Raw genomic sequence first — 26,263 nt, forward strand, 5'->3', positions numbered from 1 at the left:
AAGGAACGAAATGTGTAACCATAATAATATTTTTCCCGTTATACGCACTTAACCATGCCTCTGACTTTTCACAATACCGCTCCGTTTCTTCATGATCCAGCCCAGGCCAATTTGCATATAGTTTGTCTGGCCAAGTGATATTGAACCATTTCTTCAGGACTTAGTAATATCCCTCCCAGGTTTTGATTTAGTTATTACCTTTCGGCAGCAAATCCTCTTCTTTAGTGGAAGACTAGCTTTTTCCCAGTAGATATAATAGAGGAAGAGGTATTTATAAAAGTTTACTATTTTTCCTGCAGTAAACATATAAAAAAGAAAGGAATGTGTGATGATGACAAAATTATCTTTTAGTGGTTTAAAATATGGAAAAAATGATGTGGAGGTAAAATTAGTGGCTGATATACAAAATGATTGGCTTGAGATCACACATACCAAAGAAGTGTCCCAAGTAATGAATAAAACTACAGGAGAATATATTCAGGTGAAACGGCATACCTTAAAATCTGAAGCTGCCTCGTAACATGAAATATCCTGCATTTTTTTACTACAAGATAACCTTACTGCCAAGGGGAAGGTGCACCACTATGTTAAATATACAGAAAATTCATAATTAAAATACAGTCTATCATATTGTGGTTTAATCTGTTTGAGATTAATACTTCAATCTTATTTTTAACAGATTCGTCTGCAGCAGTGGCTGGGCTGTATATCATTAGATGTTCTAAAATCAACTTCCTTAGATCCTCATTGATTGATTTAAAGCGTACATGAACTCAGGCTAATTCATTTTAATTGTTCCTTATATTCTCTAATTGATCCGGTCTTTTCCAAGAAAAAGCAAGTTCTTTATAATTTATATGTTTGGTGATTTTGCACCCCGAAGGCTGCATTTATAATAAATGCAGCCTATTAACTATGAAGAAATCATCCAGGGACCCCAATTTATAACAAATCCTCAGTTAAAATCAAAAAGCTATTTTTCGTAAAGTCTACAATTTAAAGTTCAATATTCCCAGGAATTCTTCTATATTTCCTTCAAAGGTAAAAAAATACGGTCTGTTTTCATCATCAAAAACCATTAAATATGGATTTTCTTGACCAGAAAGTATAATAGTAACTTCATCTACAAGGCCATCAAACCATTTGTTTCTTACCTTTCTATTAGGCTCTAAAGGAATTCTTATCATAAATCCTTTATTAGGAATAGGATTGTATTTAACATAGACACCTGTTATGCCCTCAAGAAATTTCTCTGTTTCTTGTTGTACTTCAGGGTTCATTTGTAAAACTTTTATTACCTTCCCTTTATTTATATTGAATATTTGTATTTGCTGCTCTGTTTGGGCAATACCAGTTGTTGAAATTAGTTGAAAAACGAAAATACATATTAAAACCTTTTTAATCACATCAGCCACCTCAAAAGTATTGTCCCCAAAAAATAAGGTAATATCAGTAACGTATTTAGTTAAAAACAACCATCAGAAAACGCCAAAAACGGACCCCGGGCTTTATTGAATGGGGATTGGCATTTTCCTGATGAGAAATTCATTCATTATTTTGCATTTATAAAACAAAAAAGTCCCTTTATTAAAGAAAGATAACACTCTATTTACAAATTGATAAAGCTCTGATTGTTCGACATTTTTTTAATTATGGCTTGTTATAATGACATTATTTTAGAAGGAGGGGAGATGAAAACTGGTCAATTCTTAGCAGCGAGAATAAAATCCACCTATAAGAAATAAGTCCAATCATTGGGGGAGGAACCATGACAGAGATATTGCTGTATGTCGGTACATATATTTCTCTAACGATAGCCCTTGGATGGCTGATCACGGTTGCTTTTAATTTGTTTTTAAAATAAAAACCTTTATTAAAAAGCTATTAAACTCCTTTTTCTCTGCATGCACTCAGGACGATGCGGCTCATGCACATCTTTAACGAATCATATCTCCAGGGAGGAATTCGATATGTGGATATTAACACTATTTTTACAGGACCGGATCCAAATGTTTGAGTATGACAACAGGGAAGAAGCAAGAGCTGAGCTTAAGAAAGCAAGCGGATGCAAAATTCTATCTGAGATCATACATTATAGGGACTTTGAAAATAAATAACATACAACTAAATATTGGGAATTCTAAAATAAAAAAGATCTTCTCCGTTGAAGGTCTTTTTATTTGACCTTTTTTAATAAACAGATGCCTAGTTTGTTTAAGATTAATAAAACAAAATAATAATTTGTTTATAGTTCATTGACTATAATCAAACGATAGTATATTATGTTTAACATGAAGCAAACAAATATTAAATTTGTTTATATAGATTAGGATGTGGTTTAATTAATGGAATTATCAAATCAATTTTGGGAGGCTTCCTTGGAGGAGCTAAAGCAGGGCTTCACCGAAGAAAAAGAGGCATACACTTGCCTGTTATGCGGGGAAAAGACGGAAAAAGGAATCGTCTACCCATACAAGGATCGATTTTACGAAGCGGAACGCTATATGCGCATTCATATTGAAACGGAGCATATTTCAGTATTTGACTATCTGCTTTCTATGGATAAGAAGCTTACAGGGCTTACGGATCATCAAAAAAGTCTTTTGCAGCTTTTTTACCAGGGGAAAAGCGATAAGGATATCCAAAAGGAACTGGACATGGGGAGCACTTCGACCATTCGCCATCACCGTTTTGCCTTAAAGGAAAAGGAGCGTCAGGCGAAGACTTTTCTCGCGATCATGGAATTGCTGAAAGAAAAGGATGAGCACGCACCAGCTTTCCTGCCTGTCCATAAAAGTGCCACGATGGTGGATGACCGCTATAACATTACAGAGGAAGAACAGGTGAAGGTTCTCAAGAAATACTTCGCTGAGGGTCCTGGTATGCCTCTTGCAAAGTTTCCGCCAAGAGAGAAGCAAAGGCTGATTGTATTGCGGGAAATTGCTGGCAGGCTGAAGCCTGATCAAACTTATGGCGAGAAAGAGTTAAATCAGGCACTAATGGCCATTTATGAGGATTATGCTTTGATCAGAAGGTATTTAATTGATTATGGATTCTTAGACAGAAAGCCCGATGGCAGCGAGTATTGGCTTAAAAAATAGAAAAACGGGGGATTACCATGGAACGCAAAAGAGAATTAAAGCAGCAGTTTAAAGAAACGCCCATTGAAGCTGGGGTTTATCAAATAAAGAATACAGTGAACAACAAGATCTTCATCGGCAGCACAAACAATTTAAAAAGCTTGAACGGTGTTAGATTTTCCCTTGAATCAAACGTCTATATGCCGAATCGGGAGCTGCAGGAGGATTGGAATCAGTATGGGAAAGGTGCTTTTGAAATCAGCATTCTTGAGAAGCTGAAAAAGAAAGACGATCCGTATTTTAACGAGAAGGAAGCCCTGGGGAAATTGGAGGAAAAGTGGCTGGCGGAGCTCCAGCCATATGGAGATAAGGGATATAACAAAAAATAAAGTTAAATTAGGTAAAAAATGACGTGTGCTTAACTACACGTCATTTTTTTGTGCGCAAGGGAGAATATGGACTGAACAATTTCATTTAACTTTTTTGTAAATTAGGTAAACCCATTTTTAATAATAATGGCTGATACTGAGGAAAAGCCCCACAACAAAATATGTATTCTAACTATAATATATTAAGTTTCTTGAAGGGAGTGAATCACATGCGTGATAAAAGGCTTAATAGAAAAAAGGACAAGGTACAGGAGCTGCTTGAAGATTTAAACACAATTGAGGCCACAGAAGAAAATGAAAAAATCAGAGGCAAACTGCAGTCAAAAGTAGAAAAGCTACAAGCTCAAATTGCAGAAATTGAGTCTGAGCCTTCGACTGAAGAAGAATAGATCATTACAAACTGTTATGAAACTATTTGAGAAATCGAAGTTAAGTAGAAAAAAGTAAGAAATTAATCAGACGAGTGTAAAATGCCGACAAGTCAAAGGTAAGAAAACCAACAAAAAAAGACTGATTATTTATCGCGTTCCTGCGCATGAGTCATAGATTATTTTCCTAGAAATTAACGGTTCAGGAGCATTTTATATAATCAGAAAGGAGGAAAAGATGGGTTGGCAGAAGAAAAAAAGCAAATTGAAAAAAATCCAAAGATTGCTTGAGAAACTACAGGCACTTGAGAACAATAGTGGAATTTCAGAATCGGATTATCAAAGCATAAGAGATGAATATCTTGAGAGATTATCTGACCTAGGCTTTGACATTGGAGATATAGATGTAAATACCGGATTGGCATCAGATTCTGATTCTAATGCAATAGCCGACGCTGATGCCAATGCGATAGCTGCTGCAGAAGCAAATGCTGAGGCAGAAGCAGAAGCAGAAGCTGATTCAGAGGCAGAAGCGGAGGCGGAAGCAGATTCGGATTCGGATTCAGATTCTGAGGCAGAAGCAGAAGTTGATGTAGAAGCAGAGGCAGAAGCGGAAGCAGAGGCGGAAGCGGAAGCAGAAGCAGATGCAGGAGCAGAAGCTGATTCTGAGGCAGAAGCAGAGGTTGAAACAGAAACGGAAGCAGATGCAGACTCAGATGCAGAAGCAAGCGCTGGGGTTGGAGTAGGAGTTGGAGTATCAGTCTCAGAAGCAGAAGCAGAAGCAGAGGCAGAGGCAGAGGCGGAAGCAGAGGCGGAAGCAGAGGCGGAAGCTGATTCAGATTCAGATTCAGAGGCAGAAGCAGAGGCAGAGGCAGAGGCAGAAGCAGAAGCAGAGGCAGAAGCTGATTCAGATTCAGAGGCGGAAGCAGAAGCAGAGGCAGAGGCAGAGGCGGAAGCTGATTCAGATTCAGATTCAGAGGCAGAAGCAGAGGCAGAGGCAGAAGCAGAAGCAGAGGCGGAAGCTGATTCAGATTCAGATTCAGAGGCAGAAGCGGAAGCAGAAGCAGAGGCAGAAGCGGAAGCAGAAGCGGAAGCAGAAGCAGAGGCAGAAGCGGAAGCGGAAGCAGAGGCAGAAGCGGAAGCAGAGGCAGAAGCGGAAGCGGAAGCAGAGGCGGAAGCAGAAGCAGAAGCAGAAGCAGAAGCGGAAGCAGAGGCAGAAGCAGAGGCGGAAGCAGAGGCGGAAGCAGAGGCAGAAGCGGAAGCAGAAGCGGAAGCGGAAGCAGAAGCGGAAGCGGAGGCAGAAGCGGAAGCAGAAGCGGAAGCAGAAGCAGAGGCAGAGGCAGAAGCGGAAGCGGAAGCAGAGGCGGAAGCGGAAGCGGAAGCAGAGGCGGAAGCAGAAGCGGAGGCAGAGGCGGAAGCAGAGGCGGAAGCAGAGGCGGAAGCAGAAGCAGAGGCAGAGGCAGAAGCAGAAGCAGAGGCAGAGGCAGAAGCGGAGGCAGAGGCAGAAGCGGAAGCAGAGGCAGAAGCGGAAGCAGAGGCGGAAGCGGAAGCAGAGGCAGAAGCGGAGGCGGAAGCGGAGGCAGAGGCAGAGGCAGAAGCAGAAGCAGAGGCAGAAGCAGAAGCAGAGGCGGAAGCAGAAGCAGAAGCGGAGGCAGAGGCAGAGGCAGAAGCGGAAGCAGAGGCAGAAGCAGAGGCGGAAGCAGAAGCAGAGGCGGAAGCAGAAGCAGAGGCAGAAGCAGAAGCAGAGGCAGAGGCAGAGGCAGAAGCGGAGGCAGAAGCGGAGGCAGAAGCAGAGGCAGAAGCGGAAGCAGAAGCAGAAGCGGAGGCAGAAGCGGAGGCAGAAGCGGAAGCAGAGGCAGAAGCAGAGGCGGAAGCAGAGGCAGAAGCGGAAGCGGAAGCAGAAGCGGAGGCAGAAGCAGAGGCAGAAGCGGAAGCGGAAGCAGAAGCAGAGGCAGAGGCGGAAGCAGAAGCAGAGGCGGAAGCAGAAGCAGAGGCGGAAGCAGAAGCAGAGGCGGAAGCAGAAGCAGAGGCGGAAGCAGAAGCAGAGGCGGAAGCAGAAGCAGAGGCAGAAGCAGAGGCGGAAGCAGAAGCAGAGGCGGAAGCAGAGGCAGAGGCGGAAGCGGAAGCAGAGGCAGAAGCGGAAGCGGAGGCAGAAGCAGAGGCAGAAGCAGAGGCGGAAGCAGAAGCAGAGGCAGAGGCAGAAGCGGAGGCAGAGGCAGAGGCGGAAGCAGAGGCGGAAGCGGAAGCAGAGGCAGAAGCAGAAGCAGAGGCAGAGGCAGAAGCGGAGGCAGAGGCAGAGGCGGAAGCAGAGGCAGAAGCAGAGGCGGAAGCGGAAGCAGAGGCAGAAGCAGAAGCGGAAGCGGAGGCAGAAGCGGAGGCAGAGGCAGAGGCAGAGGCAGAAGCAGAGGCGGAAGCAGAAGCAGAAGCAGAGGCGGAAGCAGAGGCAGAAGCAGAGGCAGAAGCAGAAGCAGAGGCAGAGGCGGAAGCAGAGGCGGAAGCAGAAGCAGAAGCGGAGGCAGAGGCGGAAGCAGAAGCGGAGGCGGAAGCGGAAGCAGAAGCAGAAGCAGAGGCGGAAGCAGAAGCAGAGGCAGAAGCGGAGGCGGAGGCGGAAGCGGAAGCAGAAGCAGAAGCAGAGGCGGAAGCAGAAGCAGAGGCAGAAGCAGAGGCGGAAGCAGAAGCAGAAGCAGAGGCAGAGGCAGAGGCAGAAGCAGAAGCAGAGGCGGAAGCGGAAGCAGAAGCAAATAATAGCTTTGATAATAACAGAATTATCGCAAATACAGGGCATAACGTAATGATCGGCTATTGTGATAATAATGCTTCGTTCATGGCTATCGCACTATCACAAATCGCATTACTTGAAGCTTTAAGAGGAAATCAAGGCTCTTCTAATGATGATGCATTAATTGCAAGCTTGAAAAATACAATAATGCAAATGGGCCAAGATGGAAACAACAATCGTCAGGCAATCCTGGATGCTCTTAAAAACCTCAAAAAAGAAGATTAATACTAGAAAAGGAGGAGATTAGATGGCAAAAAGGAATGTATCTCGCTGCAGTATTCCAGCAAAAGGAAAAGAAAAGCTACTGGTAAAAATAAAGAATAGCAGCGAAGAAAACAGCCGGACATTTAAACTAAATGCGTATGATAAAGACTCTGAAACAAAAGAATCGCTTTCAATTAATGATAAGCCTGCTTGCCAAGATACCCTTGGACCTGGATCCGAAAAAGTATATACAATTGATGCAGCAAAGGTTAAATCAAAGGTAGTTATGGAAATTATTCAGGAAAAGGGCGGTTCTGGAATTTCTGTTTCCAGCAAAAATAGAGGGTTATATAATGCGCTAATTACTTTGAAATAATAAAAGGGGCCGGATTAAAGGATGCTTTTTTTCCTGATAATCCGGCTCTTATTCTATTTTACTCGCCTATTTCTTTTTTTTGAGGTAATCTCACGGTAAGTATTTTTAATAGAAGGGAAAGGAAGATTTAGTTAAACGTTTTTTGGAACTTTGGATGTGCACAATCTAATGGAATAGGAGTAAAGCTAAGGGATGAGAAGTCAGCGGATAGACACTTCCTACGCTTCAAAGATAATACAATCTATTTTTGTAAAAATAAAGAAAAAATTGAATGTATTCCACTACACCATACAATATATAAATTTGCTATAGACCTATATCAATAATTTTTAAAACAAAAGCATGTTACATACTTTATGGAGGTTCTCTGTAATAGCTAAAATTAAATTTTAGTTTAAACAGATAATAATCAAAATTTCAATATTATGAGGAGTGTTTTACATGTATGTACTAGGTATTGACGGCGGCGGGACAAAGACTAAAGGTGTTATCTGTGACGAAAAAGGAAGGGTTCATGCAGAAGCAGCTGTCGGACCCACTAATCCTAATAGTCTTGGTTTTGAATTTGTAGAAAAAGAGCTAAGCAGGTTACTGCGGGATTTGCAGCAGCGTGCACCTGAAAAGTTTGCCGGTTTAGGTAGTTTTTTTGCAGGGATGTCTGGAGTTGATCGTGAAGAGGATAAGAGAAAAATGGGGCATTTATATAAAAAATACCTTCCGGCTGATTGCCTTTTTAAAGTCGATAATGATGCTGTTAATGCCCTGTATTCGGGAACACTGGGACAGCCCGGTGTTGTCAATATCAGCGGTACAGGTTCGATTACTTTCGGAATTAATGATGAAGGTGAGCGGACAAGAGTCGGTGGATGGGGATTTTTGCTTGACGACTCAGGAAGCGGCTTCTCAATTGGAAAACATGCGCTAAAAGCCATTTTTGACGAGTATGATGGCTTCGGGGAAAAAACGGATTTAACATCTGCTATTATCAATACCTTAAAAGTGAAGAGGGTGCCAGAGCTGATTCCAGTTATCTATGACTTCACAAAAGCCAGAGAGACGATAGCGTCGCTAAGCAGATTGGTTGTTGAAGCTGCAAAAGGCGGGGATCTCGTTTCGCAAGAGATTTTAAAGCAAGCTGGCATCGAGATGGGGAAAAACATTCGCAGACTTATCCTCAAATTGTTTAAGAATCAAGCTAGAAATAAAGAGCTCTCCATCGTATTAGCAGGGGGAAACTATAAAAGTGCAGAATGGTTTATTCCTAATATAAAAGAAAGTCTTCAATTTCAAAACAAAAAGCCGGCAATTATTTTGCCTGATTTACCGCCTGTCGCTGGTTCGGTTATTGCAAGTTTGATAAATGCTGGTGCAGAAATTGATAAAAGTTTTATAGATAATTTTAAGAATAATTAGGGGACAGACCTGTGCAGATCATTCCTCCCAGTAAGGAGAGTGCAGATGAACTTTGCGGCTTTGGAATAATGAACTGGGGAAGGACTTCCCGATGAGAGAGAAATTGCTGCTGCAAAAAAGTTTCGAAAATGAAAAAGTTATACACATCGCTTCCTCTGTTGCCCTGGACAAAAACGGAAATGTAATAGGTTTTATTCTGGCTAAAGCCTGGTAGGAGAAAATAAATGTAAACATGAATAAAGAGAGGCAGGATTTAGGTCCTCCTTGTAGATTCAGATTTTCGCGGCCAAGATATTGGAACAGCTTTATATATAAGGCGACAGTATGAATTCCTTTTCCGATTTGCATTTTGCGGCAACAGTGACTGCGAATGCAAGCGAAGATGATGTAGTAGTAGTAGTAGGCATTTCTTTCTCAGGTCAAACAATTGAAGTCGCCAAGCTTCTTGCGCTTGCCAATCAAAAAGGGGCCACAACCATAAGCTTAACCAAATATGGATCGTCCATTGTATCTGATCGAGCTGATATCCGCCTCTATACTTCTACAACAAAAGAAGCAACCTTCCTCAGCGGTGCCACTTCCTCACGGATGGCTCAGCTGCATGTAATTAATATTCTTTTTATGCGCGCAGCATCCCAGGAGTATGAAGAGACTGTGACGCATTTGGATAAAACGAGAGAAGCCGTTGATTTTATTAAAGGAAAACATAAATCGAAGATAAAATAGGTGGGTTAATGCTTGCTTTTATGGGGAACCTTAAGCATCCGCAATTAAAAGGTATAACAAGAAAATAAGACGTGTGGAAATTTCCACACGTCCTTTCTTTAGGCTTGTTTAATTAGCAATGATTCCTTCAGCCAATTCTTCCCTTCAACAATCCGGCTGACCATCATGGCCGAAACCGTATTGCCGGCTGAATTCAGGAGGGTAGCCGGTGCATCAATGACCGTAGATATAACAGCGATAACCGGCAGCACCTCAGGAGGGAAGCCGAACACACTCAGGATCAGCATTTCGCCTATCATCCCGCCGCCTGGAATGGCACCCATAACAGCTCCAACCAGGAACGAAATAACAAGGATCGTAATGATGCTTGTCATGCTCGACATGTCTTTTCCGAACAAGCTGAACAGGAAGACGATCTTAAAGACTCCGCCAATAACAGAACCATCCTTATGTGTGTTCGCTCCAAGCGGGATCATCGTCTCCGCAATGTCCTGGGGTACACCCATTTTTCGGACAGCGGCCAGGTTAATTGGGATACATGCTGCACTCGAGCATGTGGCAATCGCACTGACAGAAGGAGTGATCGCATTTTTCCAGAACACCTTGACGCCATCTTTACCGCCAGCCGCAAAGGCGTATAGCGTAAAGAAAACAAAGAAGTAAATAAGAGTCAATACCAGATAAAGCACAAACACACGGACATATCCGCCCAGAATCTGCGGGCCAAGCTCACCAATGATGGTAGCGAAGTAACAGCCAAGACCGATTGGCGCATAGTACATGACAAATCCAACAAACTTCATCATCACGGCTGAACCGGATGAAAGGAGATTGGCAATCGGTCTGCCTTTTTCACCTGACATCGCTGTGGCCAATCCAAATAAAATCGAGAATACAATCAGCTGCAGCATGTTGCTCTTTGAGAACAGCATTTGGAAATCAGGAACCGTGAACGCCTGAACCAGCTGGCCCAGGAATGTGATTTCTTCCGCTTCAGGATCGATAGTAGCTTCCGCCATAATGCTCTTAATTGCAGCGACATCTGTATTCTTCAGCGGATCCACAATCGAAATCCCGATGAAGCCCAGGATGGCAGAAATGACAGCCGTAATAAAAAACACGGTGAAAATCCCGGCCATAATCTTCCCAAGTCTTTTCATACCGCCCATATTTGCAAGGCTGGAAGCGATGCTAAAAAAGACGAGCGGCACTATGATCATAAACAATAAATTCAAGAATAAATCCCCAAACGGCTTCACAACCGCAGTCTTGGGGCCAAAAACCACTCCGGCAACTCCGCCGATGAGGATGGAGAGGAGCAGGAAGATGGTTAGCTTGTAATTTGCAAAAACCTTTTTCATGTTGTCTCAACCTTTCTGTAATATCCAACACTCTATTATATATTAAAATGGTTCATTAAAAGAAGACTGCTGCCATATTTCTTACTATTCTGTCAACTTAAGCTCTATCAGTCAAGCACCATTTGACATCCTCCAGTAAATGTCATACAGTGAGATTATTCAATGCTGAAAGGGTGAAGAAAAGCACATGATCCTTTAATCCTGCACTTAGTGAAAACCGATAGTACAGCCTCCCGTTCAAGTTCCACACCGTGTGGGAATGGGCTTTATTTATCGATGATTTTTCTGAGACAGGATTGAATGTGTGTGCTTTTTGACTTGAAGAACGGCTTTGTTTCGAAGAGCCTATTTAAGTCCAAGGTTGTGCCGCACTGCCTCCTGTCTCGGAAAGTGAGATAGGAGGCTTTTGTTTTTTGGGGAAATTATAGTGGTTCGGAGGTAAAAGGATGGAATTTAAATTACAGGAGATAAAACCTGGCCGCACAAATACAGGCCCATATGGAATCGCTGTTTCAGAAAAGGGAGAGGTCTGGTTTACACAGCATAAAGCCAATATGATCAGCTGCATCGGATTGGATGGGGAAATAACTGAATACCCGCTGCCGACGCCGGATGCAAAAGTCATGTGTGTAATGGTGTCATCAAAAGGAGAGGTCTGGTTTACCGAGAATGGGGCAAACAACATCGGGAGAATAACGAAAGAAGGCTCTATCGAGGAATATCCCTTGCCCCAGCCAGATTCAGCACCCTATGGGATTACGGAAGGGCCGAATGGTGATATCTGGTTTACCGAAATGAATGGAAATCGTATTGGGCGGATTAAGGATGATGGTTCTATCCATGAATATGACCTTCCGGTTCCAGGTTCGTACCCTGCATTTATCACGATGGGGTCTGATAGCGCTCTGTGGTTCACAGAAAACCAAAATAACGCTATCGGAAGAATTACGGAAAATGGGGACGTGACGGAATTTGCCATTCCCACCCCTGCTTCCGGGCCGGTTGGAATAACAAAAGGGAACGATGGAGCCCTCTGGTTTGTCGAGATTATCGGCAATAAAATTGGGCGAATTACTGCTGGTGGAGAAATAACGGAATATAAAATTTCAACCCCAAACGCAAAGCCGCATGCCATCACAGCAGGGGCAGGAAACGATTTATGGTTTACAGAATGGGGCGCAAATAAGATTGGGAGACTTACAGCCGATGGGGTGATTGCGGAATATCCGATTGTAACAGCTAATGCTGAACCCCATGGCATTGCAACCTGTGATGGGAAGACTATCTGGTTTGCATTGGAAGCTGATATGATTGGGAAAATCACTAGAAACGATTAATTGATCAAGTTAATAGATTACTTACCCCCGCCACTTCAGTTTGGGCGGGGTTATTTTTGCTCGTTTTTACTAGCTTTATTTTAAGCGGGGTCTAACACACTGGGGGAGCCGGTTTTACCTTCAGTGTGCCTGGCGTATTCAAAGACCGTACTTCCTTCTATAATATTAAACTTGTGAGTTTGGGCATTGTTATTGTCGCGCTGAAGCTATTTACAGAATCGTCCACAGGCGAGCGCTAAAAGCATGTTCCGGAAGGAAGATCGTCAGAAGCCTTAGGGTATCAAGCTCTACCCTATAAACTGATTGCCAGAGTAACGGCCGGAGTGGCTGCTTCCTTTAGTGGAGTCATGTATGCCATATCACTCCGATTGATTAATACCAATGCCTTTTCAATTGAAGTAACTCTGGATGCTCTCTTAATGACGGTGATTGAGGACGGGAGCTCCCGCGGGTGCCATGGCAGGAGCAGGTTGGTAAACAAGGAATTTAAACTATTACTGAAGAAGTAGTAATAATAATTCCTAAAGTATATTTTAAGGTTAATACATTTCTTATTGCGGATTGGGTATTAAGCAGCAGGTTTGCTGAAAAGGAATTACGAGATTCAAAAAAATAGCAGCTTGTAATGACAAGGAGTTGTGAGGATGAAATTACTGCTTACATCTGCAGGCATTAATAACAAAAGCATACATGACGCGCTGGTTGACATGCTGGGGAAGCCAATCGCCGACTCCAACGCCCTGTGCATACCTACCGCGATGTATGGACACCCCTTGGTCGGTCCCGGTGTCAAAGCATGGGAGTTTATTAGCGGAAAAGAAGAGAATCCGATGGTCGCCCTGGACTGGAAGTCTGTCGGCGTATTGGAGCTCACAGCGCTGCCAAGCATCGGCGAAGACCGCTGGGTGCCGCTGATCCGGGAGACAGACGCCCTGCTGGTGTCGGGCGGCGACGCCCTCTACCTTTGCCATTGGATGAGGAAGTCAGGGCTCGCAGACCTTTTGCCGTCGCTGCACGCAGTCTATGTGGGAATGAGTGCCGGGAGCATGGTGATGGCACCAAACATCGGGGACTTCTTCGTTGGCTGGAATCCACCCAACGGTGGTGATGAAACGCTGGGACTTGTCGATTTTGCAATGTTCCCGCATTTGGATCACGAAATGCTGCCGTATAACACGATGGCTAATGCAGAGAGATGGGCCGCCGGGATGAAGGGGCAGGCATATGCAATTGATGATCAAACCGCCCTCAAGGTGATCGAAGGAGAGGTCGAAGTGGTCTCCGAAGGGCAATGGAGACTGTTTCCGAAATGAAATTACTCCGCCGTTAAAAAATTTTTTCTAATATTGTCTGCTTATGATAAAAAAGGTTCGATAAAGGGGAAATGACAATGGAAAAGGTTCTAATTCTTGGTGCAAGCGGTCTAGTAGGAAAAGCTTTAGCTGATGAACTTAAAGAGGGATTTGACCTGTATGGAACATATTCTTCTTCATTTACAAGCCTTACCGAAAGTAAGGAATTCCAATTGGAAGTCCAACAAATCGATAAGATGAGACAAATTATACGATCAATTAAGCCTGACGCAGTGATTTCTTGCATAAGAGGGGATTTCGTTGACCAACTCCAGTTTCACAAAGAATTGGCTATGGAGTTAAGGAGTATCGGCAGCAGTTTGTATTTCTTTTCTACCACAAATGTTTTTGATGGTGACTTTTCAAAACCGCATACAGAAAAGGATATACCGATTTCTGAAACAGATTATGGGAAATTCAAAATTGAATGTGAGAATATGCTAAACGAAGTTTTAGGTGAGCAATTGATTATTATCCGAATCCCTGCGATATGGGGTAAGGATTCTCCAAGATTGAACTTAATTAGAGAAAGTTTAAAACAAGACAAAATGATTGATGTGTATAGAAATTTAATATGCAGCAATCTTTTGGATGTCGTGTTAGCAAGACAATTACGGTTCATCATTGAAAATAAACTAAAGGGCATCTTTCATTTAGCTTCAGAGGATCTATTTGCTTATGGACAATTCTTTGAACAGATTGTAAGTACAGTTGCAAGTGAAAAGAATATTTTGCGATATAACCTTTTTCAAGACAATGAGAACACCCATTATTTTGCATTGAAATCAATTCGTGAAGATATTCCAAGTTCTCTGCAATGCAAAAATAAAGATATTATTACTTATCTGCTGGGAGAAATGACCCCTTGAAGCTATTAAACTAACACAGGTAATATCATGGCACTACAGGGCAGGTAGGTTAGCAAAGTTCCATACTATATTCATACAAAAAACGGAGGAGGTGTTTATGACCTTTTCCGTTTTTTTATCTAAGCGATAGCCTCATCATCATTTTCACAATTTATAAGATCTCCGCTATTTCTTAGCATTAAGTAATAGAAAATTAAATAAATTGACGCATTTACAACACTCTATGTTTTATTTAGACTGTAAAAGTTGGAAAATTAAGAATTTTGCTGACCGTCGGAAGGATACGAAAATACAAAGGGGAGAGAATCATGAGCAGGAAAATATGTATTATAGGCAGTGGTACAGCAGGTTTACAACTGGCTTATTCTCTTAAAGAAGAATTTGATGTAACTATTATTCACTCAAACTCTTCGGAAAAGATTCAAAATGGACGAATTATGTCTACCCAAGTGCACTTTGGTCCAACAAGAACCCGGGAAAACCGTTTTAACATGCCAAAGTGGGATGAAAAAACGCTTATTAATAGTATCCATATGACGATAGGTGATCAAAAGTTATTTGTTGGAAAGCTACAAGAGCCAGCGTTATCTGTTGACCAGCGTCTTTACTTCTCCCAATGCTTGGATGATCTTGAAAACAAGGGTGTATCTACTCGGCTTTTAAGAGTTAATAAAGATCAGGCAGAAAGTTTGGCAAATGAATTTGATTTAATCATTGATTGTACAGGAAAATCGGGCCCTATCTTTCCATTTCCTATTGAAGAGGAGCTTTCTCCTTTCCAAGTGCCTCAGCGAAAATGCATCGTTGGTTATTTTACAGGGATAAAGCCAGTTGTTCCTCTCGGTGTAAGCGTAACAGTTCTGCCTGAAATAGGTGAAATGTTTGAAATTCCTGCAATCACAGAACACGGGCCAGTTACGATATTGTTCATTATGGCCATCCCAGACAGGGAGTTAGATGTATTTAAAGAAATTAAGCACGAAAAAGAATTTACAAATCAAATGAGGAATGTAACAAAGCAATATTTCAAAGATATCCATGAACGAATCGATCAGGATCGCTTTGCTCTTTCCGATGAAAATGCCTTCCTTAAGGTTGCCATTAAGCCTGTAATTAGAAAGCCTTATGCAACGATGAAAAATAAACTAATAGTTGGCTGTGGAGATAGTGTCTTTCTGAATGATCCGATTACTGGCCAAGGCTGTAATCTGTCTTCTTACTGTGCTGAACAATTATACGAAACTATAATCCAGAATAAAAATTCTAAATGGGACAACCAGCTTGGGGAGGAATATTGGAATCGTACAAAACCATTTGTAAAAGAAGTAACAGCATGGACCAATGCAATGACGCAGGCACTGCCTGAGCATGTTGTTCGAACCCTGTTATCAGGCGCAGAAGATCAAAAGATTGCAGACGAAGCAGCCGAGTGGTTCGAGAATCCGCGAAAAGCTTATAGTGCTTTTTTTCAACCGTTGCATTAAGAACAGTACAAGTTGTCCTGTATAAGGATGAGAGGGGATCATACAAAAGAATTTTTGACACTAAAGAAGCCTTCCGTATAGGGAGGCTTCAGACCGTATACAAACCCCAGTTTCATTTTGTGAAACTGGGGTTTTATCATATTTTTCAGTTGGCATACCTCAATAATTAAGCTGGACATGGTCCTCGCCATGTCCAATTTGCCAGTTTCTTAAGGTTCATAGCAGCGAAAGTAAGCATCGCCTGCATTGAAACTTTTTTAAGCCCTCTTAGGGTCGTCCAACGCATGCCATGCTTTTCTTTTGCATCCGCAAAGACACGTTCGATCGTTTCTTTGCGCTTTGCATATAACGTTTTATTCAGTTCGGTATGTCTCAGATGTTCCACTTCATCTATGTAACCCTGCCATAAATGCCGATGAATCATTTTAGTGTGATTTTGGCTTTGAGTACAACGTTCTAAAAGAGGGCATTCTTTACACTTTTGTGGATTTGAAGTGTACTGTTTGTAGCCATCTCTAGTCGTTGTGCGGTAAGGAAGGATTTGTCCTTCAGGACAAATATAGCAATCAAAATGTTCATCATATACGTAGTCGTACTTTTTAAGATATCCGTCTTTTGTTCTCGGACGAGTGTAGGGCATAACGGGTCTAATCTCTTGATCCATAAGGAATTTTGCTATGTGGGGTGTCTTATATCCAGCATCAACTGCGATAGATTCAGGCTTTCCAACTTTATCCCTGACTTGAGTGACGAGTTGGTCTAACATGCGACTATCATGAACATTTCCACCAGTGACAAGAGAACCTAAGATAAACCCACGAGAATCACATGCTGTATGAAATGAATAAGCAAATAATTTCTCCCGTTCATCTTTTACATAATAGCCACTTTCAGGATCTGTTGTACTGACCTTTATTTCTTTTGACTCTTCTTTATTCTGTGGGGGGAAGGGCTTTTTTCCGTGTTCCTCACGGTCGATATTAATTTCTTCATCTAGCTGAGCTTGGTAACTTCTTGTTTCAACACGAGCTATTTTCTTCTCAAACTTCTTTTTATTCGCATTCGCTTTTACATGGGTAGAATCAATAAAAGCAACTGATGGGTCGACCAATCCCTTTGTCATGGCTTCTTTTAAGATACGATAGAAGATTTGTTCAAAAAGGTCCGTATTGTGAAAGCGTCGTGCGTAGTTTTTACCGAAGGTTGAAAAATGAGGAACTTTCTCTGTGAACCCATACCCAATAAACCAACGATAGGCTACGTTGGTCTCAATCTCTTTAATTGTTTGACGCATCGAGCGTATGCCAAATAGATATTGAATGAACACCATTTTAACAAGGACAACAGGGTCAATACTAGGTCTCCCATTGTCTAAGCTATACTTATCTTTTACTAGGTCATAAATGAATTCAAAATTAATAGCTTGTTCGATCTTTCTAACCAGGTGATCTTCAGGCACTAATTGGTCAAGAGCGACCATTTCTATTTGATTTCTTCCATCTTCTACGTGTTTTGATAACATTTGAATCCCCCACAAAAAATCTTTTCAATCTAATTATACAAAAAAAGCTTGTAGACGTGGTCTGCAAAGCAGACTTTGTCTACAAGCTGAAGCCTCCCGTATAGGGAGGCTTTATTATTTATGGGGAGCCACTGCTCAAATTCCGATATTCTACAAGCAATAGATCCAGGAAAAGTTGAAAGGGTGCCCGGGAGCACATATCAATGTCATCAAGGTAGCAATGTTCAATAGGGGTGTAAAAAACAAAATCCGATAGTTCTACTAAACCGTTTGATGGGGTTCCGACAATGGATAGCATTGTGATGCCGCGCTCTTTTAGAATGTGTGCATACTCTAAAATATGCAAGGTTTCTCCGCTATAGGAGACAAAAATAGCAAGGTCATCCGTTCTTACGTTGAGGGCGGCACTCCGCAAATCATCCCAATCCATTCTAGCCGTGCTGCTCTTGCCTAGCATCAGCAGTTTTTTGGAAGCATCCCAGCAAACAGAATAGGAATGGCCCATACCGAACCATTCTACATGTCTTGCCTGCTTAATCAGCGAAGCAGCTTTATTCAGCTTCTCTTCATCAATTCTATTTAATACTTCCTGTATATCTTTTTCATAGCGTTTAACATGGAATGATAAGGATTCTGAAATTCCCTGGCTTTCACCTTGATCATTATCCCTAATGTTTAAATGCAGCTGGAGTTTAAAGTCCTGAAAGCCCTGAAAGCCGAGTTTTTTACAGGTTCGGCTGATGGTAGCAGTCGAAACATACATTTCCTTTGCTGCCTCTTCGAGTTTTAAATTAATAATCTTCTTAGGATAGCGTATGATATAATCCAGTACCTGCTTTTCAAGCTGACTTAATTGATCCCGATGCTGGGCTAGCCGTTTCATAAACGATTGCATGATATCACCTTTTCACAGCCATGGATCAAGAGTTCTTATCAGTTATGGTGTAAGAGATAGAACCGCGCGTTTTAGTCTCTCTAAACCTTCTATGACTTTAGATTGAGGGCAGCCAACATTCATTCGTAAAAAGATTCCTCTTTCCTCACCATAGACTGCGCCAGACATGATTCCGACCTTTCCCGCTTTAACAAGGGCCTGCTGGAGCTCTTGATTGGTTTTCCCAAGTTCAGTGCAGTCCATCCATGCTAAATATGTGGATTCAGGGATACGAAATTGAATGGATGGCAGTTCTTGATCGATGAACTCCTTCACTAATTTCATATTATTATACAGGTAGGAACATAGTTCATCAACCCACTGATCACCATGACGATAGCCTTCGATAACGGAAATTTCTCCAAAAATTGAGGCGCTTGAAACGCCATCCCGATATTTTAAAAGCTTCATATAGCTTTCTCTCGTCTTTTCGTTCGGAATCAATAGATAGGAGCCGCCCAAGCCGGGTGTATTAAAGGTTTTACTGGCAGACGTACAGATATAGATATTTTGCAGATCATCTGCCACACTGGTAATAGGAATAAACCGGTGGTCTTGAAAGGTAATATCCATATGAATATCATCAGAAATGATCTTTACCTGGTATTTGGCACAAAGGTCGGTGATTTTCTTCAGCTCCTGCTCTGTCCACACCCTCCCGGTCGGGTTATGGGGATTGCAGAGCAATAAGATTTTTGCTTTTGGATGACGCAGCTTTTTTTCCAAATCCTCAAAATCAATTTCATATTTTCCATTCTGGTATAAAAGCGGGTTAGGAATCAGCTCCCGTTTCGACTGGTGAATGACATGAAAAAAAGCATCGTAGGCAGGCACCTGCATAACCACTTGATCGCTTTCAGATGTTAAAATCTCGATCAGTCTTGCAATCGAATAAATGACACTCGGACTATAGACTACCCAATCTATTGGTATTTCGTTATCGAACCTTCTTTTATACCAGCCGGCAATGGAAGATTTATAGTCTTCATGGTTCCATCTTGTATACCCAAAAATGCCATGGCTGGTGCGTTTTTGTATCGCCTCAATTATCTCTGGAGGGCTTTTAAAGTCCATATCTGAGATGCTAAAAGGCAGTAAATCACTTGAACCAAATCGATCCTCCATATAATCCCACTGGGTGCAGTAGGTCCCGATTCGACTGATAGATTGATCAAAATGACGTTTCATAATAAACCTCTTTTCTCTAGTTGTTTTCAAAGCTGCGTAAGATGAAAAAAGGGATGAGAGATTTCTCATCCACTTTTCACTTCATGAATGTCTATAAGCTTATCTATCTCAACTCGAACATGATTTACTTGTGGGCCAATGACCACTTGAAGATTATGGGCATCTAATTTAATCACGCCAAGTGCACCATTCTTCTTCAATGCCGGTTCATTGATTTTTTGAATATCATCAACCACAAGCCGTAATCTGGTAATACAGTTATCAAGCGAAATAATATTTTCTGCACCACCTAAGGCATATAATAATTCTTTTGCCTGGCTGCTCGTTTTTCCGTCGATGCCTTCTGGTGCAGCCGATCCTTCAGTTTCTGTTTGATCTTCTCTGCCTGGAGTCTTTAAGTTGAATTTGACAATGGCATAACGGAAAACGGAATAATAAATCGCAAACCAAACCAATCCCACTGCTGCAACCAAATACCATTTTGATTCAGCTCCTTGCAGGATTCCAAAAATAAAGAAGTCCAAAATTCCGCCATCGGTATTCCCGATTTTTACATTAAGAAGGGCCATTACCATAAATCCTAGTCCAGTTAATACCACATGGATTCCATATAGGGCTGGTGCAAGAAACAGGAACAGAAACTCAATTGGCTCGGTAATCCCCGTTACAAAAGTAGCAATGACTCCTGAGATTAGCAGCCCCTTAATCTTTTGGCGATTCTCTGGTTTTGCTGTGTGATAAATGGCTAAAGCAACCGCTGGAAGACCAAACATAAAGGTCGGCATTTTCCCTTGTGATAGGAAGGCTGTTGCTGAAGAACTGATAGGCTCTCCGCTTTGCAGCTGGGCATAGAAGATATTGAGCGCTCCTGAAACAGTCTCACCATTTACCACCATGGTTCCCCCAGCTTCTGTAAAACGAATCATGGCTACTAAAATATGATGTAATCCAAATGGAAGAAGCAATCGTTCGCCGGCGCCAAATAGGAATGGACCGAACACTCCGGCACTGCTTATCATTGACCCTATTCCATTTATAATCATGGTAAACAATGGCCAAATCATTGGAATGAGTATACCTGCGACTGACATGACAATAGAAGTAATGATAGGAACGAATCTGACCCCTCCAAAGAAGGCAAAGGCATTTGGCAGCTTAATCGTATGGAAGCGCTGATGCAGCAAATAAACAAGAATACCCGCGATAATCCCGCCTAAAACACCCATCTCGAGACTCTGAATGCCAAGGACCATCCCTTGACCTTCTTGTCTCATCACATCTGCAGCGGCAAGCTGGTCTGTTTCTGTTAAGTAAAAATTAATCGATAAATGCATCATGATATAACCAATAAGACCTGAAAAAGCGGCGACCCCTTTTTCAGAGCGGACTAATCCAAGCGGAATCGCTACAGCAAATAAAAGCGGCAAATAAGTAAAAGCAAAACCGCCAACCATTGACATAAAGCGTAAGACAACCTGAATCACGCTATGATCCAGAAAAGGTAAATTTTCGATGGTTGCAGGACTTGTAAACGAACTGCCGATACCTAAAAGCAATCCCATAAATGCTAAAAGTGCAACAGGAAGCATAAATGTCTTTCCAAGCCCCTGGAAAAACTCCCACCCGCTTGAAGACTTCTTCACCTTCGTATTCATTACTTAACCCCCTTGACGTAGATGTTGAACAATTACCCTAACTTTACTTCCATATCAGCTCGTTCGCAATCGCTTTCATAGGGAATGTAGCTGTATACAATTTTTGTATGCGCAATACAAAGATGGGACTGAGACAATTGGAGGAATCTCTAATATAAAAGAAGACTATAAGATTAGATCAAAGTATTGGGAGTCGCTGAAGTGAATCAACTGGCGGACGAAGGATGCAGTGGAACCAAAAATATTCCAAGAAGTCAGAAGCGTGCTCGAGTAAAGGAGGTGAAAAAGGTACTGTTTGGAAACTCCTCTTTGAAATGATCGAAATAAATGTTCGTATTTTTATTTTAAATGTATAGACATTTAAAATAATTTGTTTATAATTGGAACTGTAAGCGGTTCATTTAACTAATCTACTAAAATTTTTTAAGGAGTTTGATAGTCATGAAAAAAATTCTACTAGCCTGCAGCTCAGGAATGTCAACAAGCCTTTTAGTAACGAAAATGGAAGCGCACGCAAAATCGATTGGTGAGGAAGCGAAAATCTGGGCAGTCGGTCAGGATCAGGCCAAAAGGGAGATGCCGGAGGCTGATGTTGTGCTGATTGGCCCGCAAATGAGTTTTCTTAAAGAGGAATTTCAGAAGGAAGCGAATCAATATGGCATAAAGGTGGATGTCATCGATATGATGGCCTATGGAATGGCAGATGGCCAAAAAGCGTATGAACAAGCTTGCAAGCTGATGGGGGATAAGTAATGGAACTAGCTGAGTTAGAAAACCTTAATGCAGAGCAAGTGAATTTCATGCTCATCCTTCATAGCGGGAATGCAAGAAGTAAAATACTGCAAGCACTGAGGGAGTATCGTGAGGATAGGGTTGAGAAGGCAGACAGTCTCTTGCTTCAGGCGGAAGAGGACTTAAAGCAGGCGCACGGTATCCATTTTAAGATGGTCCAAAAAGAAGCTTCTGGTGAAAAAGTTGATTTTGCATTGTTATTGATGCATGCGGAGGATCATTTAATGTCCACGCTGACCATGAAAGAATTAGTAAAAGAATTAATTGAATTATTCAAGAAAAAAAGTATCTGATTTTAATAGGTATTGGAGGGAAAGTGATGTTTGAAAAGCTGAGCAAATTCCTGGTGCCAATTGCTGGCCGGTTAAATAACAACCGATATTTAGCTGTTCTTCGTGATGCGTTTATGCTGGCATTTCCATTGACGATTTTTGGGTCCATCTTTGTCGTATTAACCAATTTGCCATTCCTGGATAAGCTGATGAGCGATGAAGCACTTAACACATTCCGGGGGATGTTTGGAAACGCTTCATCGGCTACAATGGGCATCATGTCCATCTTTGTTGTGTTTGGCATAGGGTATTATCTGTCAAAAAGCTACGATGTGGAAGCGATATTTGGGGGAGCCATTGCTTTAGTATCCTTCCTGCTGCTGACGCCGTTTGTGCTTCAGCCTGAGACCGGAGAAGCGATACAGGGAGTTATTCCCGTAGATCGCCTGGGTGCAAAGGGAATGTTCCTTGGAATGATAACGGCCTTTCTTTCTGCAGAGATTTACAGAGGGATTGTCCAAAAGAATATTACCATTAAAATGCCTCCGGGTGTCCCGCCGGCAGTTGCGAAGTCATTTGCTGCCCTTATTCCGGCTGTTTTAACGTTAACTGTGTTTTTAGGGATCAATATCGTTGTTACTCTGGGCTTCAGCACGAATATGCATGATGTTATCTACAAAGCCATCCAGGCACCGCTTGTTGGCTTGGGAAGCGGAATTATCCCGACGCTGATCGCCATCTTCTTTATTCAAATCCTTTGGTTCTTCGGTTTGCACGGCCAAATCATCATCAACTCGGTGATGGACCCGATCTGGAATACATTAATGATTGAAAACCTTGAGGCATATACAAAAGGTGAGCCTGTTCCTCATATTATTTCAAAGCCTTTTATTGAGATCTATACAGTTGGCATGGGTGGTACAGGCATGACACTTGCCGTTGTTCTGGCCATTCTGTTCTTTATGAAGAGCAGGCAAATGAAGCAGGTCGGAAAGCTTGGTCTTGGACCTGGTTTATTCAATGTAAATGAACCGATCATCTTTGGTTTGCCAATTGTGATGAACCCTGTCATTATCGTCCCGTGGATTTTAGCGCCAATGGTGGTTACGTTAGTTTCCTATTTTGCCACGGCCTCTGGTCTTGTGCCGCCGCCAACAGGCGTTTCGGTTCCATGGACAGTTCCGGTTTTTATCAATGGCATCATGGCCACAAATTCCTTGGCTGGAGGAATCCTTCAGCTCGTGAATATGGCAATTGTATTTTCAATCTGGTTCCCATTCCTGAAAGCCATTGATCGAATAAATACGAAAAAAGAGGAAGAAGAAAGCAAGGCTGCATAATTGAAAAATAAATGAAAAGGGCAGGTGTAACGGAAAAAGCAGCATAACCATCTGCTGGACCGGTTCTACTGCTCTTCTTTATTAAAGGCTGTTTTTGCAGCGGTTCTTGCTAGTTGAATTTTATTTACAGAGTTCATTGCAGCGGAAGATTCGAGACTCTGGGGGAGCAGCGGGACAGGTGATACCCTGCAGAATGCTTGAGCACCCATTACTGCAATTATCATAATAACCAACAATTTATACAAAATGATACTTTAAAATAAATAAATGAATAGAATAGGAGAGTTTCATATGACCAGCATGAACAGCAATAATGAAATCAAATACAGTTTCCCTGAGGGGTTCTGGTGGGGGTCTTCTGCTTCAGCCACTCAAACGGAAGGTGCAGCAGATATAGATGGAAAAGGCAAGAATATTTGGGACCATTGGTATGAAATCGAACCCAACCGCTTTTTTGATGGAGTAGGGCCGGAGAACACCTCGCAGTTTTACTATAAATACAAAGAAGATATTAAATTAATGAAGGAAATCGGCCACAACTCCTTTCGGCTGTCAATTTCATGGGCAAGGCTCATTCCCAATGGAACAGGGGAAATCAATCCAAAAGCCGTTGAGTTTTATAACCGTGTAATCGATGAATTGCTTGGAAATGGCATCGAGCCTTTCGTTAATTTATTTCATTTCGATATGCCGATGGAATTGCAGAAGCTGGGGGGCTGGGAGAACAGAGACGTAGTAGATGCTTATGAGGTATATGCGAAAACCTGCTTCGAGCTATTTGGAGACCGGGTGAAGAAGTGGTTTACCCATAACGAGCCGATTGTTCCAGTTGAGGGCGGATATCTTTACGATTTTCATTATCCAAATGAAATCAATTTTGGGAAAGCTGTTCAGGTAGCCTATCATACCATTTTATCAAGTGCCAAAGCCATTAAGGTCTATAAGGAGCTGAATCAAGGCGGAAAGATCGGCATCATCCTGAATTTGACTCCTTCCTATCCAAGAAGCCGGAACCTGGCTGATGTTAAAGCCTCTGTTCTTGCGGATGCATTTTTCAACCGTTCCTTCCTTGACCCTTCTGTAAAAGGTGAGTTTCCTGAGGAGCTTGTTCAGATCTTAAAGGAAGAAGGATTTATGCCTGCAGTGGAAAATGGGGATTTAGAGCTGATTAAAGACAATACAGTCGACATACTGGGTGTGAATTATTATCAGCCGAGACGTGTGAAAGCAAAAGAGAACCTTCCAAATCCGGATGCGCCTTTCATGCCGGAGAGATTCTTTGATAACTACGTCATGCCAGGGCGCAAAATGAATCCTCATCGCGGCTGGGAAATTTATGAGAAGGGGGTATATGATATCCTTGTCAATTTGAAAGACAACTATGGAAATATTGAATGCTTTATCTCTGAAAATGGCATGGGGGTAGAAGGGGAAGAAAAATTCCGCGATGAGAGCGGCGTCATTCAGGATGATTATCGGATTGAGTTTATTCGGGAACACTTAAAATGGGTCCATAAAGCTCATCAGGAAGGTTCGAATGTGAAAGGGTATCATCTTTGGACATTCATGGACAATTGGTCATGGACAAACGCCTATAAAAATCGCTACGGATTTGTATCCGTTAATTTGGCTAAAGACGGAGAACGGACGATTAAAAAAAGCGGTCAATGGTTTAAGACTGTATCTGAACATAATGGTTTCTAAAGAAGATGGTCATATGACCATCTTTTTTGGGTAATTAGCCAAATTAGTATATATTCTATTTATAATGTTAAGGTAAGACCAATATATTTATTTAGGGTGGATCAGTTATGACCAAATATGAATCTATTTCTGCGGAAGTCAGGGAGAGAATCAGCAGCGGAAAGTATTCAGTTGATGAACCGATTCCTGATGAGATAACGCTTGCGAAGGAATTCGGCTGCAGCCGGATGACGATGAAGCGTGCACTTGATATTTTAGTACTTGAAGGTCTTCTATACCGAAAGAGAGGACATGGGACTTTCATTGTAAAGTCAGCCATCCAAAATGGCCGTGTGAATGTAGTAGGTAATGAAGCGGCCGGGCTGACAGGCCTGCTGAAAAATAAAAAAGTGACGAGTGAAGTGATTAAGTTTGAGGTTCAGTTTCCGAGCGAGGAAGTTGCCTCCCATCTGGCAATTGACAGGAAAACCCCGGTATACTATTTAATCCGTTTAAGGTTTGTGGAAGAAGAGCCTTATGTACTTGAAAAAACCTACATGCCGACAACGCTGATTACCGGTATTACGGATGATGTCCTTTATAGTTCCATCTATCAGCATATTAAGGAGAAGTTAGGACTGACCATTGCAGGTTCACATCGGAAAATCAGAGCCTGCAAATCGGATGAATTGGATCAGGAATATTTGGAATGCAAGGCAGATGATCCAATCCTTGAGGTAGAGCATGTGGGATTCCTGGATAATGGAGTTCCTTTTGAGTACTCGTTTGCGCGGCATAGGTACGATAAGTTCGAAGTCACAACAGTGAATATAAAGCGATAGGAGTAAGGGGCATTTCTGTTGAGGCCGCCAAGGGGCATTAGAGCTGGTGCCGGAAGTAAAGCTTAAATAATGTTTTGGAGAACTTTTTTTGAGAAAGGGGCAGGCTAATCTGCTCCTTTTGTATTTCTAAATTACATTATTTACAGAACTTTCTAGGTCTGTTGTACTTCTCTTAATGCCTTTGTACGTCTCTATGATGTTCAATTCTTTGTTTAATGACTCCTTAACGGGGAATAGATTGGAACAGCGAATAGTTACTATAAGTTAGTACCAGGAGCACTAAACGAATGAAAACTA

At 42.1% G+C, this 26,263-nt stretch carries 25 protein-coding genes; 19 read left to right on the plus strand and 6 right to left on the minus strand.

Annotated features, from left to right (window positions below; genetic code table 11):
- The first annotated feature begins 331 nt into the window (after positions 1 to 331).
- Positions 332 to 520: a hypothetical protein gene (locus NSQ49_RS22735; RefSeq protein WP_159863043.1), complete on the plus strand. Its 189-nt coding sequence runs from the start codon at positions 332 to 334 to the stop codon at positions 518 to 520.
- A gap of 469 nt (positions 521 to 989) precedes the next feature.
- On the opposite strand, the gene NSQ49_RS22740 is transcribed toward NSQ49_RS22735, so the two are convergent.
- Positions 990 to 1,406, minus strand: coding sequence for a hypothetical protein (locus NSQ49_RS22740; protein ID WP_159863021.1), 417 nt, complete (start codon positions 1,404 to 1,406; stop codon positions 990 to 992).
- 564 nt (positions 1,407 to 1,970) lie between these two features.
- Between NSQ49_RS22740 and NSQ49_RS22745 the strand changes: the two genes are divergently transcribed.
- From NSQ49_RS22745 to NSQ49_RS22785, 9 genes are all read left to right on the plus strand, one after another.
- Positions 1,971 to 2,117: a hypothetical protein gene (locus NSQ49_RS22745; protein ID WP_201306485.1), complete on the plus strand. Its 147-nt coding sequence runs from the start codon at positions 1,971 to 1,973 to the stop codon at positions 2,115 to 2,117.
- A gap of 228 nt (positions 2,118 to 2,345) precedes the next feature.
- Positions 2,346 to 3,101 (plus strand): DUF2087 domain-containing protein, encoded by a 756-nt coding sequence (locus NSQ49_RS22750; protein ID WP_159863022.1) that lies wholly within the window; start codon positions 2,346 to 2,348, stop codon positions 3,099 to 3,101.
- A gap of 17 nt (positions 3,102 to 3,118) precedes the next feature.
- On the plus strand, positions 3,119 to 3,469 hold the full coding sequence (locus NSQ49_RS22755; RefSeq protein ID WP_159863023.1) for a GIY-YIG nuclease family protein: 351 nt from the start codon (positions 3,119 to 3,121) through the stop codon (positions 3,467 to 3,469).
- Between the two features lie 209 nt (positions 3,470 to 3,678).
- Entirely contained in the window at positions 3,679 to 3,858 is a 180-nt protein-coding gene (locus NSQ49_RS22760; RefSeq protein ID WP_159863024.1) for a hypothetical protein, read from the plus strand.
- 217 nt (positions 3,859 to 4,075) lie between these two features.
- Positions 4,076 to 6,841, plus strand: coding sequence for a hypothetical protein (locus tag NSQ49_RS22765; RefSeq protein ID WP_251284215.1), 2,766 nt, complete (start codon positions 4,076 to 4,078; stop codon positions 6,839 to 6,841).
- A gap of 22 nt (positions 6,842 to 6,863) precedes the next feature.
- Positions 6,864 to 7,196, plus strand: a complete 333-nt coding sequence (locus tag NSQ49_RS22770; protein WP_159864832.1) for a hypothetical protein — start codon at positions 6,864 to 6,866, stop codon at positions 7,194 to 7,196.
- A gap of 441 nt (positions 7,197 to 7,637) precedes the next feature.
- Complete coding sequence (locus NSQ49_RS22775; protein ID WP_251284216.1) at positions 7,638 to 8,609, plus strand: BadF/BadG/BcrA/BcrD ATPase family protein; 972 nt, start codon at positions 7,638 to 7,640, stop codon at positions 8,607 to 8,609.
- A gap of 91 nt (positions 8,610 to 8,700) precedes the next feature.
- Entirely contained in the window at positions 8,701 to 8,823 is a 123-nt protein-coding gene (locus NSQ49_RS22780) for a hypothetical protein (RefSeq protein WP_285870363.1), read from the plus strand.
- A 110-nt stretch (positions 8,824 to 8,933) separates the two neighbouring features.
- The gene (locus NSQ49_RS22785) at positions 8,934 to 9,335 is read left to right on the plus strand and encodes a MurR/RpiR family transcriptional regulator (RefSeq protein WP_311315936.1); all 402 of its coding nucleotides are present in this window, start codon (positions 8,934 to 8,936) and stop codon (positions 9,333 to 9,335) included.
- A 98-nt stretch (positions 9,336 to 9,433) separates the two neighbouring features.
- On the opposite strand, the gene NSQ49_RS22790 is transcribed toward NSQ49_RS22785, so the two are convergent.
- Positions 9,434 to 10,696: a dicarboxylate/amino acid:cation symporter gene (locus NSQ49_RS22790; protein WP_251284217.1), complete on the minus strand. Its 1,263-nt coding sequence runs from the start codon at positions 10,694 to 10,696 to the stop codon at positions 9,434 to 9,436.
- Positions 10,697 to 11,142: 446 nt separating this feature from the next.
- Between NSQ49_RS22790 and NSQ49_RS22795 the strand changes: the two genes are divergently transcribed.
- The 4 genes from NSQ49_RS22795 (at position 11,143) to NSQ49_RS22810 (ending at position 15,738) form a co-directional block, all read left to right on the plus strand.
- Entirely contained in the window at positions 11,143 to 12,033 is an 891-nt protein-coding gene (locus tag NSQ49_RS22795; protein WP_251284218.1) for a Vgb family protein, read from the plus strand.
- 644 nt (positions 12,034 to 12,677) lie between these two features.
- On the plus strand, positions 12,678 to 13,346 hold the full coding sequence (locus NSQ49_RS22800; RefSeq protein WP_251284220.1) for a Type 1 glutamine amidotransferase-like domain-containing protein: 669 nt from the start codon (positions 12,678 to 12,680) through the stop codon (positions 13,344 to 13,346).
- A 77-nt stretch (positions 13,347 to 13,423) separates the two neighbouring features.
- A complete protein-coding gene (locus tag NSQ49_RS22805; RefSeq protein WP_251284221.1) occupies positions 13,424 to 14,254 on the plus strand; it encodes a sugar nucleotide-binding protein in 831 nt (276 codons plus the stop codon).
- Positions 14,255 to 14,562: 308 nt separating this feature from the next.
- Complete coding sequence (locus tag NSQ49_RS22810; protein WP_251284222.1) at positions 14,563 to 15,738, plus strand: styrene monooxygenase/indole monooxygenase family protein; 1,176 nt, start codon at positions 14,563 to 14,565, stop codon at positions 15,736 to 15,738.
- Positions 15,739 to 15,904: 166 nt separating this feature from the next.
- Here the strand turns inward: NSQ49_RS22810 and NSQ49_RS22815 are convergent, their stop codons facing one another.
- From NSQ49_RS22815 to malX, 4 genes are all read right to left on the minus strand, one after another.
- Complete coding sequence (locus tag NSQ49_RS22815) at positions 15,905 to 17,260, minus strand: IS1182 family transposase (protein ID WP_251285007.1); 1,356 nt, start codon at positions 17,258 to 17,260, stop codon at positions 15,905 to 15,907.
- A 118-nt stretch (positions 17,261 to 17,378) separates the two neighbouring features.
- Positions 17,379 to 18,155 (minus strand): MurR/RpiR family transcriptional regulator, encoded by a 777-nt coding sequence (locus NSQ49_RS22820; protein WP_251284349.1) that lies wholly within the window; start codon positions 18,153 to 18,155, stop codon positions 17,379 to 17,381.
- 42 nt (positions 18,156 to 18,197) lie between these two features.
- Positions 18,198 to 19,382, minus strand: a complete 1,185-nt coding sequence (locus NSQ49_RS22825; RefSeq protein ID WP_251284350.1) for a MalY/PatB family protein — start codon at positions 19,380 to 19,382, stop codon at positions 18,198 to 18,200.
- A gap of 65 nt (positions 19,383 to 19,447) precedes the next feature.
- The gene (gene malX / locus NSQ49_RS22830; RefSeq protein ID WP_251284351.1) at positions 19,448 to 21,037 is read right to left on the minus strand and encodes a maltose/glucose-specific PTS transporter subunit IIBC; all 1,590 of its coding nucleotides are present in this window, start codon (positions 21,035 to 21,037) and stop codon (positions 19,448 to 19,450) included.
- A 441-nt stretch (positions 21,038 to 21,478) separates the two neighbouring features.
- Here malX and NSQ49_RS22835 point away from each other — a divergent pair, with 441 nt between their 5' ends.
- From NSQ49_RS22835 to NSQ49_RS22855, 5 genes are all read left to right on the plus strand, one after another.
- Entirely contained in the window at positions 21,479 to 21,790 is a 312-nt protein-coding gene (locus NSQ49_RS22835; RefSeq protein WP_159864768.1) for a PTS sugar transporter subunit IIB, read from the plus strand.
- Entirely contained in the window at positions 21,790 to 22,122 is a 333-nt protein-coding gene (locus NSQ49_RS22840; RefSeq protein WP_159864765.1) for a PTS lactose/cellobiose transporter subunit IIA, read from the plus strand. Before NSQ49_RS22835 ends, NSQ49_RS22840 begins: the two co-directional genes overlap by 1 nt.
- Positions 22,123 to 22,148: 26 nt before the next feature.
- Positions 22,149 to 23,441: a PTS cellobiose transporter subunit IIC gene (gene celB / locus NSQ49_RS22845; protein WP_159864762.1), complete on the plus strand. Its 1,293-nt coding sequence runs from the start codon at positions 22,149 to 22,151 to the stop codon at positions 23,439 to 23,441.
- A gap of 300 nt (positions 23,442 to 23,741) precedes the next feature.
- Positions 23,742 to 25,145 (plus strand): glycoside hydrolase family 1 protein, encoded by a 1,404-nt coding sequence (locus NSQ49_RS22850; protein WP_159864844.1) that lies wholly within the window; start codon positions 23,742 to 23,744, stop codon positions 25,143 to 25,145.
- 107 nt (positions 25,146 to 25,252) lie between these two features.
- The gene (locus tag NSQ49_RS22855; protein WP_159864759.1) at positions 25,253 to 25,966 is read left to right on the plus strand and encodes a GntR family transcriptional regulator; all 714 of its coding nucleotides are present in this window, start codon (positions 25,253 to 25,255) and stop codon (positions 25,964 to 25,966) included.
- The last annotated feature ends 297 nt before the right edge of the window (positions 25,967 to 26,263 follow it).

This window comes from Cytobacillus sp. FSL R5-0377 (genome assembly GCF_038004385.1).
Lineage (GTDB): Bacteria > Bacillota > Bacilli > Bacillales > Cytobacillaceae > Cytobacillus.

What these genes read in the sequence shown, in the direction of transcription:
- NSQ49_RS22735 (WP_159863043.1), top strand. Translation starts at nt 332, where the DNA reads ATGACAAAATTATCTTTTAGTGGTTTAAAATATGGAAAAAATGATGTG.
- NSQ49_RS22745 (WP_201306485.1), top strand. Translation starts at nt 1,971, where the DNA reads ATGTGGATATTAACACTATTTTTACAGGACCGGATCCAAATGTTTGAG.
- NSQ49_RS22750 (WP_159863022.1), top strand. Translation starts at nt 2,346, where the DNA reads ATGGAATTATCAAATCAATTTTGGGAGGCTTCCTTGGAGGAGCTAAAG.
- NSQ49_RS22755 (WP_159863023.1), top strand. Translation starts at nt 3,119, where the DNA reads ATGGAACGCAAAAGAGAATTAAAGCAGCAGTTTAAAGAAACGCCCATT.
- NSQ49_RS22760 (WP_159863024.1), top strand. Translation starts at nt 3,679, where the DNA reads ATGCGTGATAAAAGGCTTAATAGAAAAAAGGACAAGGTACAGGAGCTG.
- NSQ49_RS22765 (WP_251284215.1), top strand. Translation starts at nt 4,076, where the DNA reads ATGGGTTGGCAGAAGAAAAAAAGCAAATTGAAAAAAATCCAAAGATTG.
- NSQ49_RS22770 (WP_159864832.1), top strand. Translation starts at nt 6,864, where the DNA reads ATGGCAAAAAGGAATGTATCTCGCTGCAGTATTCCAGCAAAAGGAAAA.
- NSQ49_RS22775 (WP_251284216.1), top strand. Translation starts at nt 7,638, where the DNA reads ATGTATGTACTAGGTATTGACGGCGGCGGGACAAAGACTAAAGGTGTT.
- NSQ49_RS22780 (WP_285870363.1), top strand. Translation starts at nt 8,701, where the DNA reads ATGAGAGAGAAATTGCTGCTGCAAAAAAGTTTCGAAAATGAAAAAGTT.
- NSQ49_RS22785 (WP_311315936.1), top strand. Translation starts at nt 8,934, where the DNA reads ATGAATTCCTTTTCCGATTTGCATTTTGCGGCAACAGTGACTGCGAAT.
- NSQ49_RS22790 (WP_251284217.1), bottom strand. Translation starts at nt 10,696, where the DNA reads ATGAAAAAGGTTTTTGCAAATTACAAGCTAACCATCTTCCTGCTCCTC.
- NSQ49_RS22795 (WP_251284218.1), top strand. Translation starts at nt 11,143, where the DNA reads ATGGAATTTAAATTACAGGAGATAAAACCTGGCCGCACAAATACAGGC.
- NSQ49_RS22800 (WP_251284220.1), top strand. Translation starts at nt 12,678, where the DNA reads ATGAAATTACTGCTTACATCTGCAGGCATTAATAACAAAAGCATACAT.
- NSQ49_RS22805 (WP_251284221.1), top strand. Translation starts at nt 13,424, where the DNA reads ATGGAAAAGGTTCTAATTCTTGGTGCAAGCGGTCTAGTAGGAAAAGCT.
- NSQ49_RS22810 (WP_251284222.1), top strand. Translation starts at nt 14,563, where the DNA reads ATGAGCAGGAAAATATGTATTATAGGCAGTGGTACAGCAGGTTTACAA.
- NSQ49_RS22815 (WP_251285007.1), bottom strand. Translation starts at nt 17,260, where the DNA reads ATGTTATCAAAACACGTAGAAGATGGAAGAAATCAAATAGAAATGGTC.
- NSQ49_RS22820 (WP_251284349.1), bottom strand. Translation starts at nt 18,155, where the DNA reads ATGCAATCGTTTATGAAACGGCTAGCCCAGCATCGGGATCAATTAAGT.
- NSQ49_RS22825 (WP_251284350.1), bottom strand. Translation starts at nt 19,382, where the DNA reads ATGAAACGTCATTTTGATCAATCTATCAGTCGAATCGGGACCTACTGC.
- malX (WP_251284351.1), bottom strand. Translation starts at nt 21,037, where the DNA reads ATGAATACGAAGGTGAAGAAGTCTTCAAGCGGGTGGGAGTTTTTCCAG.
- NSQ49_RS22835 (WP_159864768.1), top strand. Translation starts at nt 21,479, where the DNA reads ATGAAAAAAATTCTACTAGCCTGCAGCTCAGGAATGTCAACAAGCCTT.
- NSQ49_RS22840 (WP_159864765.1), top strand. Translation starts at nt 21,790, where the DNA reads ATGGAACTAGCTGAGTTAGAAAACCTTAATGCAGAGCAAGTGAATTTC.
- celB (WP_159864762.1), top strand. Translation starts at nt 22,149, where the DNA reads ATGTTTGAAAAGCTGAGCAAATTCCTGGTGCCAATTGCTGGCCGGTTA.
- NSQ49_RS22850 (WP_159864844.1), top strand. Translation starts at nt 23,742, where the DNA reads ATGAACAGCAATAATGAAATCAAATACAGTTTCCCTGAGGGGTTCTGG.
- NSQ49_RS22855 (WP_159864759.1), top strand. Translation starts at nt 25,253, where the DNA reads ATGACCAAATATGAATCTATTTCTGCGGAAGTCAGGGAGAGAATCAGC.